The following is a 17,056-nucleotide window of genomic DNA, read 5'->3' as shown; positions in this document are numbered from 1 at the left end:
GGTTACGTGATTCGTACCGTTCTGGGGGACCTGCGACCCGACGCGCTCGGCATTACCGACTCGCACGACCACCTGTTCTTCCGCTCGGCGGCGTTGCCCGGGCAGGAGCTGGACGACGAGGCCGCCGCGGTGGCCGAAGTACGTGCGTTCGCGGACGCGGGTGGTCAGTCGATCGTGCAATGGACGCCGTACGGTCTGAACCGGCGCGCCGGGTTGCTGCCTGGAATCTCAACCAGGACAGGGGTTTCGATCGTCGCGGCCACCGGCCTGCACCGGCGTGAGCATTATCCCGAGGGATTCGTCGAGAAGGTGCAGGATCAGCTGGCCGACATCTTCGTCCGCGAGTTGACCGCGGGCATCGGCGACACCCAGGTGCGCGCGGGTCTGATCAAGGTGGCCGGCGGCTTCCACATTCTCGACGCACACGCCGAGCTGGTGATGCGAGCCGCGGCCGAGGCTCATCACGCGACGAATGCGCCGATCGCGATCCACCACGAGCTGGGATCGGCGGCCGACGCCGTACTCGATCTGCTCGTCGACAAACTCGACGTACATCCGGATGCCGTCATCCTCGGGCATCTCAACCGCTTCCCGGATCATCGCGTGCACCTCGAGCTGGCGGAGCGCGGAGCGTGGCTGGCGTTCGACGGGCCGTCGCGGGCCAACAACGCCACCGATCCGCGGATGATCGACTGTCTTGCCGCGCTGATCGACGCCGGGTACGCCGACCGCCTGCTGCTCGGCGGCGATACGACGACCGCTCGCGCCCGGGCCGCCACCGGTGAAGGACCGGGCATGCCGTACCTGCTGACGCACCTGCGGCCGCGGATCACGCGGTACTTCGGTGCCGACGTCGCGGACGCCGTGTTCCGGAAGAACCCAGCGCGTGCCTTCACCACGGATTGGCGGGCGTAGCGGTACCTTCCGGGCATGAGCGTGATCGCGCAGGTCTTCGTGGTGATTGCCGGCATCTTCCACCTGTTCGTGTTTGCGTTGGAGAGCCTGCTGTTCAGGAAGCCGAGCACCTATCGGCGGTTCCTGGTCAAGGACGAGACCGAGATGGCGGCCGCGCGGCCGTGGGCGTTCAACCAGGGTTTCTACAACCTGTTCCTGGCGGTCGGCGCGCTCGGCGGTCTGATCTGGGGCGGCGACAAGGGCCACGCCATCGCCCTGTTCGCCTGTGCGTGCATGGCCGGGGCCGGCGTCGTACTCGTCGCCTCCGACCGGCGGATGGTTCGCGCCGCGGCAACGCAGGCCGTGCCGCCGATCGCCGCTCTGGTGCTCGCCGCCTTGACTTAAAGTGGACTTGAAGACGGAGTCTTCTCGGCATGACAACCCTTGCCGAGCCGGCGACCAGCACTGAGACAGGCGGCGTCCTCTCCCCGCAGTACCGCGCGTTGACGATCGGGATGGTTGCCCTGATCACGCTGGTCGCGTTCGAGTCGCTGGCCGTCGCGACCGCGATGCCGACGGTCGCGCAGGCGCTCGACGGGCTTCACCTGTATGCGCTGGCGTTCGGGGGACCGCTCGCGTCCGGTGTGGTCGCGATGGTTGTCTCCGGCACCTGGAGTGACCTGAAGGGCCCGGCCCGACCGCTCTGGCACGGTACGGCGTGGTTCCTGGGCGGCCTGCTCATCGCGGGGTTCGCGCCGACGATGGAGGTCCTGGTCGTCGGCCGGATCATCCAGGGTTACGGCTCCGGTCTACTGACGGTCGCGCTGTACGTCGTCGTCGGTCAGCTGTACCCGGCCCGGCTGCGCCCGAAGATCTTCGCCGCATTCGCAACCGGCTGGGTCGTCCCGTCGCTGGTCGGTCCCGCGATCGCGGGGTTGATAGTCGAGCACACCAGCTGGCGGTTCGTGTTCCTCGCCGTACCGGCGCTTGCGGTGCCGGCTGCTCTGGTGATGCGGCCGGGGCTGGCGCCGGCGGGTGAGCACGAAGTACGTCAGGGGAAGTTGTGGGACAAGCGGGCGATGTGGGCGGTCGCGGCTGCGGTAGGGGTCGGGCTGCTGCACTACGGCGGGCAGCAGCGCGGCATACTGCAGGTGGGGCTGCTGGCTATTGGTCTGGCCGGCGTGATTGCGTTCGGGCCGCGGTTGCTGCCGTCCGGGACGTTCGTGTTCGGGCGCGGGCTGCCGTCGGTGGTCGCGTTGCGTGGATTGGTCGCGGCATCCGGGTTCGGCGCGGAGGTGTTCTTGCCGCTGATGCTGACCCGGGAGCGCGGGTTGTCGCCGGCGCTGGCGGGGCTCGTCCTGACGGTGAGCGCGTTGAGTTGGTCGGCAGCGTCCTGGTACCGCGGGCGGCCGAACCAGCCGTTCTCGCATTCGGTGTTCCTGCAGGGCGGGATGGTGCTGGTCGTGCTGGGGATCGCCACGGCGACGCTCACGCTCGACCCGCACGTTCCGGTGCTCGTCGGCATCTTCGGTTGGAGTCTGACCGGGCTCGGGATGGGGACGGTGTTCCCGACGCTGTCGGTGCTGACCCTGGAGTACTCCGAGCGCGACGAGCAGGGTGCCAACAGCTCTGCAGCCCAGCTGAGCGACTCGTTGTCGACGGCAACCGTCTTGGCGATCGGCGGATCGTTGTTCGCGGCAATCGAGCCGCATTCCGACATCACGGCCTACGTCGTGGCGTTCGGACTCCCGGCGCTGCTCGCGCTGCTCGGCGTCCAGGCGGGCCGGCGCACTGCTCGATAAATCAGGTACGCCGCACGTCAGCTTGCTGTGGTGAGGGATTGCTGGATTGCCAGGGATCGAGGGTCGGTCATCTGTTGTTGATCTCCTGCAGTGTCCAGGTGTTGCCGTCCGGGTCCGCTAGCTCGGCCATGCTGGCGTACGGGCGGCGCTCGGGGTCGAGTCCCGCACCGAGGCCGCCGGCCCAGGTGTCGATCGGTTCCTTGTGCTGGATGTCGTCGACCTTGATGCCGTTGGCAACCAGTTCGCGGTGAGCAGCCTCGAGGTCGTCGACGACGAGATAGTTGGCCCGCGCCGAGCCCGGCGCCGCGTCGGTCAGGCCCTCACCGAACTGGATCGAGCACGCCGAGCCGGGCGGAGTCACCTGTACGACGCGGAACCCGTCCCGCGGGTGGTAGTCGACGTCGACGCTGAATCCGAGCGCCCGGTAGAAGGCCAGCGACGCGTCAACGTCACTGACCGGCAGAGTGACAACTTCGATTCTGTAATCCATCACATGTCCAGGACGAGATCGGTGGTCGGGCGGGCGCAGCAGAGCAGCGCCTGGCCGTCCGGCGGGGGTTCGAGTGGGGTCGGGGAGTAGCTGACCTCTCCCGAGAGCAGTGGGGTGACACAGGTCTGGCACACCCCGGTCCGGCAGCTCCAGCGCGTCGGAACATCGCATGCGTCGGCGAGGTCGAGCAGACTGCCGTCCCGCATCGCAGTAGAGATCCCGCTGCGGGCGAAAGTCACCTGTGGTCCGTCGCCGGGCGGTCCGTCCGGCTGGTGCGGCGTACGGGCGGTCTGGTTGACCAGGCCGGGGTTGATCGCAGCCAGCGCACCGAACAGCTCGGTGTGGACCCGAGTGACCCCGACCGCGGCCAGCGCGGCCTGCATGTCGGTCATGAAGGCTTCCGGCCCGCAGAGGTACGCCGTTGCATCGGCCGGCAGCGCCAGCTCGGCCAGCTTCTCTTCGGTGAGCCGACCGTCGACAGAGCTGTAGTAGATGCGCTCGTGGCCATTGGGCATCTTCGCCAACAGCTCGTGTGCTTCAGAGGCGAGTGGATGCTCGGACGGGCCGCGAGCCGTGTGAATCCACCAGACCTCCCGAGAGCTGCCGGCCAGCGCATGCAGCATCGCGAGGACCGGAGTCAGTCCGATACCGGCCGAGAGCAGCACGACAGGCGTGGAACCGTTCTGCAACACGAAGTCACCGCGCGGTGCGGCGACGTCGACGACCGCTCCGGCAGCTAGCTGAGTCATGTAGCTACTGCCAACGCCGTGCGGCTCCCGCTTCACACTCACGCGGTAGTCGGGTGTCGACGACAACGAGTAGCTGCGGACCGCATCCGGCAGCCGGAAGGTCAGATACTGCCCCGGGAGCGCAGCCGGCAGCTCACTGCCGTCGATCGTGGCGAGGCGGACCGAGAACACGTTGGTGGTCTCCGGAACCACCGCCGTCACCCGCAGCTTCCGGAAGCCGTCCCACGCCGGCTTCGGCCTTTCTTCCTCGGCCAGCAGGTCCTGGAACGACCCCAACCACCCCGGACTCAACGCCGGGATCTGTACGGCGACCTGTAGCTTGGCCCGGTCCTTGTGCGGCAGATAGAGCAGCGCATCCGTGTCAGCCACGCTGAGCGCACCCGGCCCGGTAGAGACCTTCTCGATCGGGTCGCCGGCTTGCACTGGTCCTTCCGCGATCACGCGGCAGTAGAACCCCGGCCGGTGGTGGCTGACGAGCAGTGCGGGCAGTTCCGGCTCGCCCATCCGCAGACCGACCCGGTAGCAGGTCACCCGTGGCTGCGTGACCTCCAGCTCGGCGCCGCCGATCCGGTACCGGTCGCCGATGCACACCTCGTCGTCGGGCAGCCCGTCGATGGTCAGGTTCTCGCCGAACTGTCCGTAGACGAAGTCATCTCGCCCGAAGTGCTTCTCCCAGTGACGGTACGAATCGATCTGGTAGACCATCACTGCCCGTTGCTCGCCGCCGTGGCCGCCCTTGTCGCCCTGTCCGTCGCCGTCCAGGTTCAGCCGCCGGACCATCACGGGGCCGTCGACCGGCTGCTTCCAGATGCCGGTGAAGACGGTCTTCCCGTTCCACTCGACGTTCTTCGGCAGTCCGACGTTCACGGACAACACAGTGGCTGCGCTCATCAGGACAGCTCCTCCACGGTCAGGTCGCGATCGACGCCATGCGAGATCACACCCTGACCAGGCTCCTGCCGCATCCGCTTCCCGTCCAGCTCCACCTCGACCTTGTCGGGTTCGAACGACACCATCCCGGAGATCCGGCGTACTTCGGTCCAGGCGTCCTCGTACGACCACGCGGCCCGCTGCGCCGTACCGATGTCGTAGTAACTGCACAGGCCCTTGTAGGGGCAGAACGTCTGGCCCTCGACCGGTGTGAGGGCGCCGTCGGTCACGTCTTCACGCGGTACGTACCAGCGCGGTGCGAAGCCCGATTCGAACAGCACCAGCGGGCGTGACGAGTCGGCGACGACCTGGTCGCCGTCACGGACGATGAGGTGCCGGCTGGTCTGCCGGATGTCGATCCGGTGGTAGGCGTCGGCCGCGTGACCGACGATCCGCTCGTCCTCCTCGTAGAAGGCATCCATCGCCCGCCACGCGAAGGCGACCCGCCCCTTCAGTTCGCTCGCGTAGTCCGGCAGCTCGACGTGCTGCCACGCGGACCGCGGTTTGCTCGCGTCACCAGCAGTCACGGTGTACCAGGCGGTCGCTCCCAGATCCTTGTGCTGCGTGGTCCGGTCCTCCGATTTCAGTACGTCGGCCACCACGTGCTCCACCGGGAAGTACGCCACCGGATACCGCCCGGGTTCGTGCAGCAGTACGACGTCCTCGCTGTCCGCGATCCAGTTGTCGCCGAAACGTACCCGCATCCGCCGCCGCGCCGGTTCGGCGTACAGCATCCGCTCCGGCAGCTCGACCGGGACCAAGAACCGTCCGATCGCACCGGTCCCCAGTGGACCTTGTTGCCAGGCCAGTCCCATCACACATCTCCGTTCAGGTCAGCAGAACGCTTACGGGACACGAACGGCTCCCAGTGCTGCTCGTGGCACCGCTAGAGGGTGCGGCAGGCGGGGACCGGTTCGCATCCGCCGCTGGCCAGCCACTCGGCGCGGGTGGCCTGCCGGGATACCTTGAGGCTGTGCTTCCTCCCCGTCGCTCTCTCGAGCTGACCGGGCGTGACGCGGAACGCGATGCGCTCGATCAGGTCGTCGCCGCTGTGTGCTCCGGGGAGAGCCGGGCGCTGGTGCTGTCCGGCGAGGCCGGGGTGGGAAAGACGGCGCTGATGGACTACCTGGCGACTCAGGCGCACCGCGGCCAAGTCGTCCGGGTCTCCGGTGTGCAGTCGGAGATGGAGCTGGCGTTCGCCGCTCTCCACCAGGTGTGTGCACCCGCACTGGGGCTGCTCGACCGGTTGCCGGCACCGCAGGCCGCTGCACTCGGGACGGTGTTCGGCATCAGTGCCGGCCCGCCGCCGGACATGTTCCTGATCGGTCTCGGCGCTCTGAGCCTGCTGGCGGAGGCTGCGGTCGAGCGGCCGCTGCTGTGCCTGATCGACGACCAGCAGTGGCTGGACCGCTGCTCTGCGCAGATCCTGTCGTTCGTGGCCCGTCGGCTGGGCGCCGAGTCTCTCGGTCTCGTGTTCGCGACCCGCCAGGTCGGACCGGTCCTCGAGGGCTTGCCGGAGTACCCGATCGGCGGCCTGCGAGAGGCCGATGCGCGGTCGCTGCTGAACGCCGTACTGACAGCTCCGATCGATGCGCAGGTGCGCGACCAGTTGGTTGCCGAGGCGCACGGGAACCCGCTGGCGTTGCTCGAACTGCCGCGTGGGCTGACTCCGGCTCAGCTGGCCGGCGGCTTCGGACTGCCCGGCGCGAGCGGCATCGCGGAGAGCTTCTTGCAGCGGGTGACCGCAATGCCGCCCGAGACCCGACGGCTGCTCCTGCTCGCCGCGGCGGAGCCGTCCGGTGACGACGCACTGGTACGACGGGCCGCCGTACGGCTCGGGATCGATCCGCAGGCAGCCGCGCCGGCGACCGATGCGGGTCTGGCAGAGTTCGCGAACCGGATCCGGTTCCGGCACCCGCTGGTGCGGTCCGCGGCGTACTGCTCCGCGTCTGCGGCCGAGCAGCGGGAGGTACACCAGGCGCTGGCCGCCGAGACCGACGCAGAGTCCGATCCGGACCGGCGCGCGTGGCACCGGGCCCAGGGAGCCGCCGGGCCGGACGAGGAGATTGCGGACGAGCTGGAGCGGTCGGCCGGGCGAGCCCAGGCTCGGAGTGGGTTCGCGGCGACGGCTGCGTTCCTGCAGCGTTCCGCGGCGCTGACGATTGATCCGGTGAAGCGCGCCGGTCGGGCGTTGGCAGCGGCACAGGCCGAGCTGCAGACCGGTGCGTTCGACTCGGCGGCCGAGCTGCTCGCCATGGCCGAGGGAGAGCAGCTCAGCGAGCTCCAGCGGGCTCGGGCGGACCTGGTGCACGCACAGCTCGCGTTTCTGACCAACCGAGGCAACGATGCGCCGCAGCTGATGCTGAAGGCGGCAAGACGGCTCGAGAAGGTCGACGTGGCGCTGGCGCGCACGACGTACCTGGATGCGTTGTCGGCGGCGATCTTCGCCGGTCACCTGGCCACCCCGGAGGGCGACGTCCTGGCTGTCGCGCGGGAGGCCGCTGCGGCGCCGGAGCCTGCGGTCACGCGACCGGTGGACCTCCTCCTCGAGGGCTCGGCCGTTTACTACCGAGACGGGTACGCCGCTGCTGCCCCGATTCTGCACAAGGCATTGGCCGGCTTCGGGCCTGGTCTGTCGGTCGAGGAGGAGCTGCACCTGTCCTGGATGGCTGCCACGACGGCGCTGCGGCTGTGGGACGCCGACCGATGGGCCCAGCTGTCCCGACGGCATGTGGAGCTGGTGCGGCAGACCGGAATACTCAGCGATGTCGCGTTGGCCCTCACTTCGCTGGCCTATGTCTCGGTGTTCGCCGGCGATCTGGAGACGGCCGCGTCACTGACTGACGAAGCCGAGGCCGCGAACGAGGTGACCGGTGGCAAGCTCGCGCCGTACGGCCGGCTCGCACTGGCTGCGTTCCGCGGGGACCGTTCCGAGACGCTGGCGCTGGCTGAGGCGACCAAGCGGGACGGAAGCCGACGCGGCGAAGGCATCGGTCTCGCCTTTGCCGACTGGGCAGCCGCAGTACTCGCCAACGGCCTCGGCCGATACCAGGACGCGCTTGAGGCGGCGCAACGGTCGGCTGAGGATCGCTCGATCATCCTCGTCCACAGTGAGCTGGTCGAAGCAGCAGTTCGGACCGGTGCGATCGCCACCGCGCACCGGGCTGCCCAGACACTCGAGGAGATGGCCACCGCGACCGGCACGGACTGGGCGCTCGGAGTGTCCGCGCGGTGCCGTGCGATGGTCACAGCCGGCCAGACAGCCGAGGGGCTGTACCGCGAGGCGATCGCGCACCTGGAGAAGACGGCGCTGAACGTCGAGCTGGCCCGTGCCCAGCTGCTGTACGGCGAGTGGCTGCGGCGCGAGCGACGCCGTACGGATGCCCGCGAATACCTCCGTACAGCGCACTCCGGCTTCGAGGCGATGGGACTGGCCGGGTTCGCCGACCGCGCCCGGCGCGAGCTCCAGGCCGCCGGCGGCACCGCCCGGAAGCGAGTCGTGCCGGCGCGCGCCGAGCTGACCGCGCAAGAGGCCCAGATAGCCCGGATGGCTCGCGACGGCCTCTCCAACCCGGAGATCGCCACCCGGCTCTTCATCAGCGCCCGGACCGTCCAGTACCACCTGCGTAAGGTCTTCTCGAAGCTCGAAATCGCCTCCCGAAGCCAGCTGGACCAGGTTCTGCCACGCTAGCCGCCTCCGCGGTTCCGGGGGTGTTGGCCGCTACGCTGCTCTGGATGCTTCTGACTGTGGTGGCGCACGCCCTGACGCCCGCGCTGCGTGGGCTCGTGCTCGGTGGTGACAGTGATCCGGAGGCGGCGAGCGTCGAGGCCGCGCGGGAGCTGAAGCTCTCGGCAGACGCGGTGTACGCCGGACCCGAGCGTGCCGCCGTCCGCACCGCTTCCGCGCTGGGCTTCGACCCGGTGGTGGAGTCGGCGCTGCGGGACCGTGAGTACGGCGAATGGGCCGGGCGCGAGCTTGAGGAACTCCTCGCGGCAGAGCCGTCGCAGGTGGCGGCGTGGCTCGAGCGTCCGCACACCGCGACACCCGGCGGCGAGACGGAGAACGACCTCATCGCGCGGGTCGCCGACTGGCTCGGAGATGTTGCCGAGCGCCACAAAGACCACACTTCGGTGATCGCGGTCGTGCACCCCGCGGTGGCTCGGGCGATCGTGCTGTACGTCGTGGATGCCCCGGCCGAGTCGCTCCGCCACGTCGACGTACGCCCGCTGGCGACTGTCGACCTCTCGCTGCACGTCGGCTCCTGGTCACTCGTGCTCCGCTGAGCGATATCCACAGGTCGTCGCCTGACGAGATGCGGGGGACCTCGTCGCCTGGCAGACTGCCGTCAGTCCGGTCTCACGCCCAGGTGACCGGCTGTCACGGGGAGTCATGCCATGGACGAGCTGGCTGAGCGGTATCGCGCCAATCTCGAGTTGCTGGAAGCTGCCCGCGTTCGTCTGCAGGCGGCTGCTGATGCCGGCACTGCGAACGAGGCCGAGCGGCGGCGGCTCGAGACCGTCAAGGAACTGCTGACTCCGGTCGCGGTCTCGGAGTTGGATGCCGAGGGCAACGTCGTGGCGGTGCAACGGCAGCGGCAGTTCTTGAAGGTCGATCCGGAGGGGCAGGGCCGGGCCGTCGAAGTACTGGGGGATGTTCAGCACGCGAAGAACGTTGCGGTGCTGGTGCCCGGGATGGGGAACAGCCTGGACACGTTTCGCGGGCAGTCGGACCGTGGCGATCTGATCCGGGGCGAGGCCGGTCCTTCGGAGACGGCTGTCGTGGTTTGGCTCGACTACGACTCGCCTCAAGGGCTGGTGCAGGCTGCGAGCAAGGACGCTGCGTTGGAGGGTGGGCCTCGGCTGGCGGAGTTCTTGAATGAGCTCGATGGGTTGAAGGCTGACGGGGCTGAGGTCACGGCGGTTGCGCATTCGTACGGGACCGACGTGCTCGGTCAGGCGTTGCTGGATGGCGGGCGGGCCAAGCGGGTGGTGATGACGGGTTCGCCGGGTATCACGAAGTACGTGGATGAGGCCGCCGATTTCGTGCAGCCGCCGACTCGTTTGTATGTCGAGCGGGCGCCGGGGGATTACGTCGCGTATTCCGAATGGCATGGGCCGGATCCGGCGACGTTTCCTGATGCGATCCGGATGGCGACGAACGATCCGATCGCCAACGACGAGGCGGTGTCGGTGCACTGGCACAACGAGTACTACCGGCCGAACAGCGAGGCACTGCGGAACATCGGGCGGGTGGTGCGGGGTGATCTGGCTTCGATCACGACCACAGACACCAGCCGATCCGCAGAGACCAAGTTGGTGTTGGGTGCTTCGTGGGGCGGACCGTTGAACGCGGTCGCGGACGCGGCGTCGAGGGTGTACGACGGTGTTGTGGCCCTGACCAATCCTTCGCCGGCGTCGGCTCGAGCCGCCGCCGCAGGTGTCGTCGGGCCGGGTGCTGGTGGGCCGGGTGGTGGTGCTCGGGCGACTGGGGTTACGCGTGGGCGGCGGGCGGAAGGGCCGCGGCGATGATGGGCGGGCGTGAGTTCTTGCGGAACGAGTTGGTGGCGGTGGCGGAGGCCGTCGTACCGGATCAGCAGCCTGTGGTCACGCACGATCCTGGGCCGGTGAACCCAGGTGTGCTGTTCGACGGGCGTGGGGCCGCGACTGTCTGCCGGGTGTCGGTCGAGACCGGCAACCCGAGGGACCCGGATCCGGCGGCCGCCGTCTCCGTCGCGGCGGAGGCGTTGCGTGCTCGGGGATGGGACGCCGAGGTGTCGGCGCCGGAGAACGGGCACTACCGGGTCGCCGCGTCGCGTGATGGGTTCGAGGTCGCCGTACATGCCTGGGCGTCGGACTGGCGGATCACATTCACCGGCGAGACACCGCTCGTTTCCTGACAACGAAAACACCGCGTGGTGTCGCGTGGCTTGACCGCAGGGTGTATCACGGACACCGTGACGTTGACCGAAGCGCGAAACCATCTCCGCTCGGAGCTCCTGGCGGTGGCGGCAGTCGTCGTACCGGACCAGACCCCGAGGGTCACCCAGGACGTCGGCCCCGCCGACCAAGGCGCCCTCTCCGACGACCGCGGCCGCGAGTCCGTCTGCACGATCACCGTCGAAACCGGTGATCCCACCACCCCCGACCCGGTAGCCCAGATCGGCTTCACCGCCGAAACCCTCGAAGCCCGCGGCTGGAAAGTCACCGTCTCCGACGTCACCGACGACCACCACCAACTGACCGCCCGCCGCGAGGGCTACGACCTCACCGTCGACGCCCACACAACCGACTGGCGCCTCACCTTCACCGGCCAAACCCCAAACGTCGACGACCTGTAGAACCTGGTCCGCCGGCCACCGCGCCGCCAGGGGTGGGTGGGAGTGCGCGGCTTCAGCTGGTGGCGGCTCGTTCGGCGGCGCTTCGGAGTACGCAGAATTCGTTGGATTCGGGGTCGTGCATGACTACCCAGCCGGTGCCGTCGGGGTTGCGGAAGTCGGTGGCTATGGTGGCGCCGAGGGCGAGGAGGCGGTCGACTTCCTCGTCGCGGGGGATGTCGGGTTCGAGGTCGAGGTGGACGCGGTTCTTGACTGCCTTCTCGTCGTTGTTCTGTTCGAAGAGGAGCGTCATGGAGTCCGTCACCACCTCGGCATAGGGATCCCCGGGGTGGTCGTCGTCGGGGCGCGGGGCGTTGAGCACCTGCAGCCAGAAGCCGGCCAGCTCGTACGGGTTGTGGGTATCGAACGTCACCGATCGCACGCGAGATGTCATGCGCAGAGGCTACTTCTGGAAGAGCAGGCGGTCGTGCGGAATTTCGGTCGCCAGGTACGGCGCGAACCCGGCCGCGACCGCGAGCTCGGTAAGCGCGGGCGCGGTCCACCGGTGGACGTAGATGTTCATCCGGTGGCCGCCGTACCCGGAGGTCTTGTGGGTCGTCTCCTCGCCGACATGGAAGCCCATCAACAGCACGCCACCGGCAGCGAGCACGCGGTAGAACTCCGCGAAGGCCAGCGGTACGACGTCGCGTGGGAGGTGAATGATCGACCACCACGACACGACACCCGAGACCGACCCGTCGGCGACATCGAGCGCCGTCATCGAGCCGACCCGGAAGTCGAGGTCCGGGTGGTCGCGGCGGGCGACCTCGATCATCCCGGGCGACAGATCGATGCCGGTCACCCGCAGACCGCGCTCGGCCAGCAGACCGGTCGTCCGTCCCGGCCCGCAGCCGACGTCGAGCACCCGCCGGCCGCTGCCCGCGACGAGCTTCGCGAGCAGGTCGAACGCGTCGTCCTCCCAGTCGGCGCCGTCGACCACGAGCTCGGCGTACGAGGTGGCGACGGTGTCGTAGGACGTGCGGATGTCGGCGAGGAAGTCAGTCACCCGGCCGACCCTAGAGCCGGCCGGGGACAGTTTTCAGGCCTTGCCGAGAGCCTGCTTCTGCCGGCCGAGTCCCTCGATCTCCATCTCCATCGTGTCGCCGGGAGACAGGTACGGGAACCGGCCGGACAGCGCCACACCCTCCGGCGTACCGGTGTTCACGATGTCGCCGGGGCTGAGCACCATGTACTGCGAGAGGTCGCGGATCAGCGCCGCCACCGAGAAGATCATGTCCCGCGTGTTCGAGTCCTGCCGCGGCTCACCATTCACCCACGACTTCAGCACGAGGTTCGTCGGGTCCACCTCGTCGGCCGGGACCAGCGAAGGCCCGAGCGGGTTGAACGTCTCGCAGCACTTCCCCTTCGACCACTGCCCGCCGGAGACCTCGATCTGGAAGGTCCGCTCCGACACGTCGTTCGAGACGGCGTACCCGGCGATGCAGGCGAGCGCCTCCTCGTCGGTCTCGACGTACCGGGCCTGCTTGCCGATTACGACGGCGAGCTCGACCTCCCAGTCGGTCTTGGTCGAACCGCGCGGGACGAGTACGTCGTCGTTCGGGCCGACGACCGTGTTCGGGTGCTTGAAAAACACGATCGGCTGCTTCGGCGGCTCGGCGCCGCCCTCGGCCGCGTGCGCCGCGTAGTTCATGCCGATGCAGACCACCGCGCCCGGGCGGGCGATCGGTGCGCCGATCCGGAGGCCGTCGACGGACGCGACCGGCAGCTCCCCGGCGTCCAGCGCTGCGCGGGTCCGCGCGATCCCGTCCGAGCCGAGGAACGCGGCGTCGATATCGGCGGTGATCGGGGTCAGGTCGTGGACGGTGCCGTCGGCGGCGCGCACGTACGGGCGCTCCTCGCCGATCGGACCGAGGCGGAGCAGTTCCACAGATGTCTCCCTGGTATCAGTCCTGGTCGAAGATGGGCCGCAGGCGGGCACGCGAGGCTTCGATGTGCGACCGCATCGCCGCGGCCGCCTCCTCCGGGTTGCCCTTGCGGACCGCGGTCACCACTACCTTGTGCTCTCGCAACGCCTTCGTCGCGATGCCGCCACCGTAGTACAGCCGGAACAGGTGCAGGTGGCAGTGTGTCCGCTGGAAGGACAGCCGGGCCGTCTCGTTGCCGGACAGCTCCAGGACCAGGTCGTGGAACCGCTGGTCGTGCGCCGCCATCGCCCGGTAGCTCTCGTACGACGGGCGGTCCGGTACGTCGGTGTAGCTGAGCATCTCGGCCTTGAGCCGGGCCAGGTCCTCGGACCCGGACCGCTCGGCGGCCCGACCGGCCGCCCACGGCTCGATGTGCAGCCGGTACTCGAACAGGTCCTCGAACTCCTCGCGGGTGAGCCGCGAGGACACGCGGTACCCGCGCAGCGGCTCCTTGATCACCAGGCCGTCGGACTCCAGCCGCGCCAGCGACTCCCGGATCGGCGTCTGGGAGATGCCCAGCTCGCGGGTCAGCGCGTCGATGTTCAGCCGGGTGCCCGGCTCGACCACGCTATCCATGATCAGGCCCTTGACCGTCTCGTAGACGTCGTCGCTCAGCACCTGTCGCTGGGGCAGGCGGGCGAGCTGCCCTGCGAGTCCCACATGCGCATCCGTCACTGTCACTCCTCCCGGAACGCTCATTCTGCCCCACACTTGACGGCTCCAGTGTGAAGCGGGAGCATCAGGTACGCAATATCCTATAGGATCTGGAGCCGCCCCGTGATGATCAGATGTCGTCCGACCGTCTCGAGCCGCCGGTGAGCACGATCACCAAGGCCGAGGCCTACCTGGTCGATCTCGAGGTCGAGACGGTACGCACCGACGCCGTACAAGCGTTCCTGAAGCAGGAGACGATCTTCGTCTCCTTGTCGACAACTGACGGGCTGACCGGTCTCGGGTACTCGTACACGATCGGCACGGGCGGCACCGCAGTACTGGCGTTGTTGCGGGACCACCTGCTGCCCAGGCTGGTCGGCAAGGACGCGCGGAACGTCGAAGAGCTCTGGTCGGACCTGTTCTGGTCGACGCACGCCACCACGGTCGGTGCGATCACGTCGCTCGCACTGGCGGCCGTAGACACCGCACTGTGGGATCTGCGGTGTCTCCGGGCCAGTGAGCCGCTATGGCGACTGGCTGGCGGTTATCGGCAGCAGGTGCCGCTGTACGACACCGAGGGCGGTTGGTTGCACCTGACAACCGATGAGCTGGTCGCGGGCGCACTGGCGTCGCAGAAGGCCGGCTGGCCCGGTGTGAAGCTCAAGGTCGGCAAACCGCGCGTGCACGAGGACGTGGAGCGGCTGCGCGCAGTACGGGACGCTGTTGGCCCGTCGATGGACATCATGGTCGACGCGAACCAGTCCATGACGTACGCCGAGGCCAAGCGCCGGGCCGCTGCGTTCGAAGCGGTGGACCTGTCCTGGTTCGAGGAGCCGCTGCCGGCCGACGACGTGACCGGCCATGTCCGGTTGGCCGAGTCGACGTCGATCCCGATCGCGGTGGGGGAGTCGCTGTACTCCGTGTCGCAGTTCCGGGAGTACGTCGCTGCCGGTGGCGCCGGGATCGTGCAGGTGGATGTCGCACGGATCGGCGGGATCACACCGTGGCTGAAGGTCGCGCATCTGGCCGAGGCGTTCAACCTGGAGGTCTGCCCGCACTTCCTGATGGAGCTGCACGTCAGTCTGACCGCTGCGGTACCGAACGGTCGGTACGTCGAGCACATCCCGCAGCTGCGGGCGATCACGCGGTCGGAGATGGCTGTGTCCGACGGGCATGCGGTGGCGCCCGACGTACCCGGTCTGGGCATCGACTGGGACCAGAACGCGATCGACGATCGGCGTGTCGGATGATGAGTCGACAAGTCGTCCAGGCCGAGGGGACTACCGCAGCATGAGCAGAGTCGACGCGCATCACCACGTCTGGGACCTGAGTATCCGGCAGCAGACGTGGATGGTGGGGCCGGAGCTGGACCCGATCCGGCGGAACTTCTCGATCGAGGACCTCACGCCGCTGGCCGCCGCGGCCGACATCACGTCGACCGTGCTGGTGCAGACCGTCGGGCTGGTCGAGGAGACGGTCGAGTTCCTGGAGATTGCCGCTGGCAACGATCTCGTGGCCGGTGTCGTCGGTTGGGTCGATCTCACGGCCGAGGATGTCGGCGATGCGCTCGACGGTCTGTTGTCCCGCCCTGACGGCTCCTATTTGAAGGCGATCCGGCACCAGGTCCACGACGAGCCGGACGACAACTGGCTCCTCCGTCCCGACGTACAACGCGGTCTGACCGCGATTGCCGACGCCGGGCTCGCCTACGACCTCCTCACCAAGACCCCGCATCTCCCCGCCGCGATCCAAACGGCCCGCAACCTCCCTCAACTCACCTTCGTCGTCGACCACATCTCCAAGCCGGTCATCGGCGAGTCACTCGAGCCCTGGGCAGGGCACCTCCGCGAGCTGGCAGCCCTCCCCAACGTCACCTGCAAACTCTCCGGCATGGTCACCGAAGCCCCCTGGACCACCTGGAAACCCGCAGACCTCCAGCCGTACGCCGACGTCGTCCTGGACGCCTTCGGCCCCGACCGAGTCATGTTCGGCTCCGACTGGCCCGTCTGCCTCCTCGCAGCCACCTACAACCAGGTCGTAGAAACCGCCGAAACCCTCACCACCAACCTCACCCCCACCGAACGCGACGCAATCTTCGAAACAACAGCCACCCGCATCTACAAGCTGTGATGGACCTCAGTTGGCGGCGTCGGGTGGGACGAATTCGACGCGGACGCCGAGGAGGCGGATCGGGCGGCGGATTTCGAACTTCTGGAGGAGTTCGAGGGCTGTGGTGGCGATGACCTCGGGGTCTTGGGTGGGGGACTTGAGTTTGCGGCTCTTGATCGGGGTGTAGAAGCTGATGAAGCGGAGTTTGACCCAGACGCGTTGGATGGTTCGGCCGTCGGCGACGACCTCGCGGGTGACTTCCTCGGCGATGCGGCGGAGTTCGCGTTGGATGTCGGGGAGTTCGACGAGGTCGGTCGGGAAGGTTTCCTCGTGGCTGCGGGAGACCGGTTCGCGGGGGACGTCGGTCACCTGGGTGTCGCCGAGGCCGCGGCCCAGGGCGGCGTACCAGGCACCCATGTTGGGGCCGAAGCGCTTCTTCAGTACGTCGACGTCGGCGGCAGCGAGGTCGGCGACGGTGGTGATGCCGAGTTCGTTGAGGTTCTTCTCCATCCGGCTGCCGATGCCCCAGAGGTCGCGGATCGGGCGATGGTCCATCACGGAGCGCCAGTTGGCCGCGGTCAGCCGGTAGACACCGGCGGCCGCGTCCGTGCCGTCGGCAAGCGAAGCGCCCTCGAACGGCACGGCATGTGAGCGCTCGTGCTTCGCGAAACCCGTGGCGAGTTTGGCGCGAGTCTTGTTGTCCCCGATGCCGACCGAGCAGGTCAGGCCGGTCCGCTCGGCCACGGCCGCGCGGAGTTCGCGGGCGAGCGCCTCGGGGTCCTCGGTCTCCGCGCCGACGAAGCACTCGTCCCAGCCCCAGACCTCGACCACGACCGGGAACGAGCGCAGCGTGTCCATCACCTCGGTCGACGCCGCGTCGTAGGCCGCCGGATCCGACGGCAGGAACACGGCCTGCGGACACTTCTTGTACGCCGCCCGCACCGGCATCCCGGAATGGACGCCGAACTCGCGTGCCTCGTACGACGCCGTGGCGACCACCTGCCGCGGTTGGGTCGGATCACCGGACCCGCCCACCACGACAGGCAGCCCACGCAGCTCAGGCCGTCGCCGGATCTCCACGGCCGCGATGAACTGATCCATGTCCACGTGCAGGACCCACCAGCTCATA

The 17,056-nt window shown here is 68.5% G+C and carries 18 protein-coding genes; 10 read left to right on the top strand and 8 right to left on the bottom strand.

Annotation, left to right across the window (positions count from 1 at the left end; genetic code table 11):
• Positions 1 to 6: 6 nt before the first annotated feature.
• Genes OHA10_RS10105 through OHA10_RS10095 form a run of 3 tightly spaced genes read left to right on the top strand, consistent with a single transcriptional unit; the run spans position 7 to position 2,696 of the window.
• Positions 7 to 915: a phosphotriesterase gene (locus tag OHA10_RS10105; protein ID WP_371405911.1), complete on the top strand. Its 909-nt coding sequence runs from the start codon at positions 7 to 9 to the stop codon at positions 913 to 915.
• Between the two features lie 15 nt (positions 916 to 930).
• Positions 931 to 1,299, top strand: coding sequence for a DUF1304 domain-containing protein (locus tag OHA10_RS10100; protein ID WP_371405910.1), 369 nt, complete (start codon positions 931 to 933; stop codon positions 1,297 to 1,299).
• A gap of 29 nt (positions 1,300 to 1,328) precedes the next feature.
• Complete coding sequence (locus OHA10_RS10095; RefSeq protein ID WP_371405909.1) at positions 1,329 to 2,696, top strand: MFS transporter; 1,368 nt, start codon at positions 1,329 to 1,331, stop codon at positions 2,694 to 2,696.
• Between the two features lie 67 nt (positions 2,697 to 2,763).
• Here OHA10_RS10095 and OHA10_RS10090 read toward each other — a convergent pair whose 3' ends face one another.
• From OHA10_RS10090 to OHA10_RS10080, 3 genes are read right to left on the bottom strand one after another with little or no spacing between them, the layout of a single operon-like run.
• Positions 2,764 to 3,186, bottom strand: a complete 423-nt coding sequence (locus OHA10_RS10090) for a VOC family protein (RefSeq protein ID WP_371405908.1) — start codon at positions 3,184 to 3,186, stop codon at positions 2,764 to 2,766.
• Positions 3,186 to 4,826: an MOSC domain-containing protein gene (locus tag OHA10_RS10085; RefSeq protein WP_371405907.1), complete on the bottom strand. Its 1,641-nt coding sequence runs from the start codon at positions 4,824 to 4,826 to the stop codon at positions 3,186 to 3,188. Before OHA10_RS10085 ends, OHA10_RS10090 begins: the two co-directional genes overlap by 1 nt.
• Positions 4,826 to 5,680, bottom strand: a complete 855-nt coding sequence (locus OHA10_RS10080) for a DUF427 domain-containing protein (protein ID WP_371405906.1) — start codon at positions 5,678 to 5,680, stop codon at positions 4,826 to 4,828. Before OHA10_RS10080 ends, OHA10_RS10085 begins: the two co-directional genes overlap by 1 nt.
• A gap of 158 nt (positions 5,681 to 5,838) precedes the next feature.
• Here OHA10_RS10080 and OHA10_RS10075 point away from each other — a divergent pair, with 158 nt between their 5' ends.
• The 5 genes from OHA10_RS10075 (at position 5,839) to OHA10_RS10055 (ending at position 11,203) form a co-directional block, all read left to right on the top strand.
• The gene (locus tag OHA10_RS10075) at positions 5,839 to 8,556 is read left to right on the top strand and encodes an AAA family ATPase (RefSeq protein ID WP_371405905.1); all 2,718 of its coding nucleotides are present in this window, start codon (positions 5,839 to 5,841) and stop codon (positions 8,554 to 8,556) included.
• A gap of 44 nt (positions 8,557 to 8,600) precedes the next feature.
• On the top strand, positions 8,601 to 9,149 hold the full coding sequence (locus tag OHA10_RS10070; protein ID WP_371405904.1) for a histidine phosphatase family protein: 549 nt from the start codon (positions 8,601 to 8,603) through the stop codon (positions 9,147 to 9,149).
• Between the two features lie 111 nt (positions 9,150 to 9,260).
• Entirely contained in the window at positions 9,261 to 10,394 is a 1,134-nt protein-coding gene (locus tag OHA10_RS10065; protein ID WP_371405903.1) for an alpha/beta hydrolase, read from the top strand.
• The gene (locus OHA10_RS10060; protein ID WP_371405902.1) at positions 10,391 to 10,762 is read left to right on the top strand and encodes a hypothetical protein; all 372 of its coding nucleotides are present in this window, start codon (positions 10,391 to 10,393) and stop codon (positions 10,760 to 10,762) included. Before OHA10_RS10065 ends, OHA10_RS10060 begins: the two co-directional genes overlap by 4 nt.
• Positions 10,763 to 10,819: 57 nt before the next feature.
• Complete coding sequence (locus tag OHA10_RS10055; protein ID WP_371405901.1) at positions 10,820 to 11,203, top strand: hypothetical protein; 384 nt, start codon at positions 10,820 to 10,822, stop codon at positions 11,201 to 11,203.
• 52 nt (positions 11,204 to 11,255) lie between these two features.
• On the opposite strand, the gene OHA10_RS10050 is transcribed toward OHA10_RS10055, so the two are convergent.
• Genes OHA10_RS10050 through OHA10_RS10035 form a run of 4 tightly spaced genes read right to left on the bottom strand, consistent with a single transcriptional unit; the run spans position 11,256 to position 13,839 of the window.
• Entirely contained in the window at positions 11,256 to 11,633 is a 378-nt protein-coding gene (locus OHA10_RS10050) for a VOC family protein (RefSeq protein ID WP_371405900.1), read from the bottom strand.
• A 9-nt stretch (positions 11,634 to 11,642) separates the two neighbouring features.
• Entirely contained in the window at positions 11,643 to 12,245 is a 603-nt protein-coding gene (locus tag OHA10_RS10045) for a class I SAM-dependent methyltransferase (protein WP_371405899.1), read from the bottom strand.
• Between the two features lie 33 nt (positions 12,246 to 12,278).
• Entirely contained in the window at positions 12,279 to 13,127 is an 849-nt protein-coding gene (locus tag OHA10_RS10040; RefSeq protein WP_371405898.1) for a fumarylacetoacetate hydrolase family protein, read from the bottom strand.
• A 16-nt stretch (positions 13,128 to 13,143) separates the two neighbouring features.
• Entirely contained in the window at positions 13,144 to 13,839 is a 696-nt protein-coding gene (locus OHA10_RS10035) for a GntR family transcriptional regulator (protein WP_371405897.1), read from the bottom strand.
• Between the two features lie 113 nt (positions 13,840 to 13,952).
• Here OHA10_RS10035 and OHA10_RS10030 point away from each other — a divergent pair, with 113 nt between their 5' ends.
• Positions 13,953 to 15,068 carry a mandelate racemase/muconate lactonizing enzyme family protein gene (locus OHA10_RS10030; protein WP_371405896.1) on the top strand — a complete coding sequence of 372 codons (1,116 nt, stop codon included), beginning with the start codon at positions 13,953 to 13,955 and terminating at the stop codon, positions 15,066 to 15,068.
• 40 nt (positions 15,069 to 15,108) lie between these two features.
• Positions 15,109 to 15,948 (top strand): amidohydrolase, encoded by an 840-nt coding sequence (locus tag OHA10_RS10025; RefSeq protein ID WP_371405895.1) that lies wholly within the window; start codon positions 15,109 to 15,111, stop codon positions 15,946 to 15,948.
• Between the two features lie 6 nt (positions 15,949 to 15,954).
• Here OHA10_RS10025 and OHA10_RS10020 read toward each other — a convergent pair whose 3' ends face one another.
• Positions 15,955 to 17,055, bottom strand: coding sequence for a DNA polymerase IV (locus tag OHA10_RS10020; RefSeq protein ID WP_371405894.1), 1,101 nt, complete (start codon positions 17,053 to 17,055; stop codon positions 15,955 to 15,957).
• Position 17,056: the final 1 nt, after the last annotated feature.

It is taken from the genome of Kribbella sp. NBC_00662, from assembly GCF_041430295.1.
Classification (GTDB): Bacteria; Actinomycetota; Actinomycetes; order Propionibacteriales; family Kribbellaceae; genus Kribbella.
The sequence above is the reverse complement of the archived record's forward strand: the minus strand, read 5'-3'. Positions and strand labels throughout refer to the sequence as shown.

Excerpts from the sequence above, each read along its gene's own strand:
- OHA10_RS10070 (WP_371405904.1), top strand. The coding sequence starts at position 8,601 with ATGCTTCTGACTGTGGTGGCGCACGCCCTGACGCCCGCGCTGCGTGGG.
- OHA10_RS10095 (WP_371405909.1), top strand. The coding sequence starts at position 1,329 with ATGACAACCCTTGCCGAGCCGGCGACCAGCACTGAGACAGGCGGCGTC.
- OHA10_RS10080 (WP_371405906.1), bottom strand. The coding sequence starts at position 5,680 with ATGGGACTGGCCTGGCAACAAGGTCCACTGGGGACCGGTGCGATCGGA.
- OHA10_RS10065 (WP_371405903.1), top strand. The coding sequence starts at position 9,261 with ATGGACGAGCTGGCTGAGCGGTATCGCGCCAATCTCGAGTTGCTGGAA.
- OHA10_RS10100 (WP_371405910.1), top strand. The coding sequence starts at position 931 with ATGAGCGTGATCGCGCAGGTCTTCGTGGTGATTGCCGGCATCTTCCAC.
- OHA10_RS10090 (WP_371405908.1), bottom strand. The coding sequence starts at position 3,186 with ATGGATTACAGAATCGAAGTTGTCACTCTGCCGGTCAGTGACGTTGAC.
- OHA10_RS10085 (WP_371405907.1), bottom strand. The coding sequence starts at position 4,826 with ATGAGCGCAGCCACTGTGTTGTCCGTGAACGTCGGACTGCCGAAGAAC.
- OHA10_RS10050 (WP_371405900.1), bottom strand. The coding sequence starts at position 11,633 with ATGACATCTCGCGTGCGATCGGTGACGTTCGATACCCACAACCCGTAC.
- OHA10_RS10030 (WP_371405896.1), top strand. The coding sequence starts at position 13,953 with ATGTCGTCCGACCGTCTCGAGCCGCCGGTGAGCACGATCACCAAGGCC.
- OHA10_RS10020 (WP_371405894.1), bottom strand. The coding sequence starts at position 17,055 with ATGAGCTGGTGGGTCCTGCACGTGGACATGGATCAGTTCATCGCGGCC.
- OHA10_RS10060 (WP_371405902.1), top strand. The coding sequence starts at position 10,391 with ATGATGGGCGGGCGTGAGTTCTTGCGGAACGAGTTGGTGGCGGTGGCG.
- OHA10_RS10025 (WP_371405895.1), top strand. The coding sequence starts at position 15,109 with ATGAGCAGAGTCGACGCGCATCACCACGTCTGGGACCTGAGTATCCGG.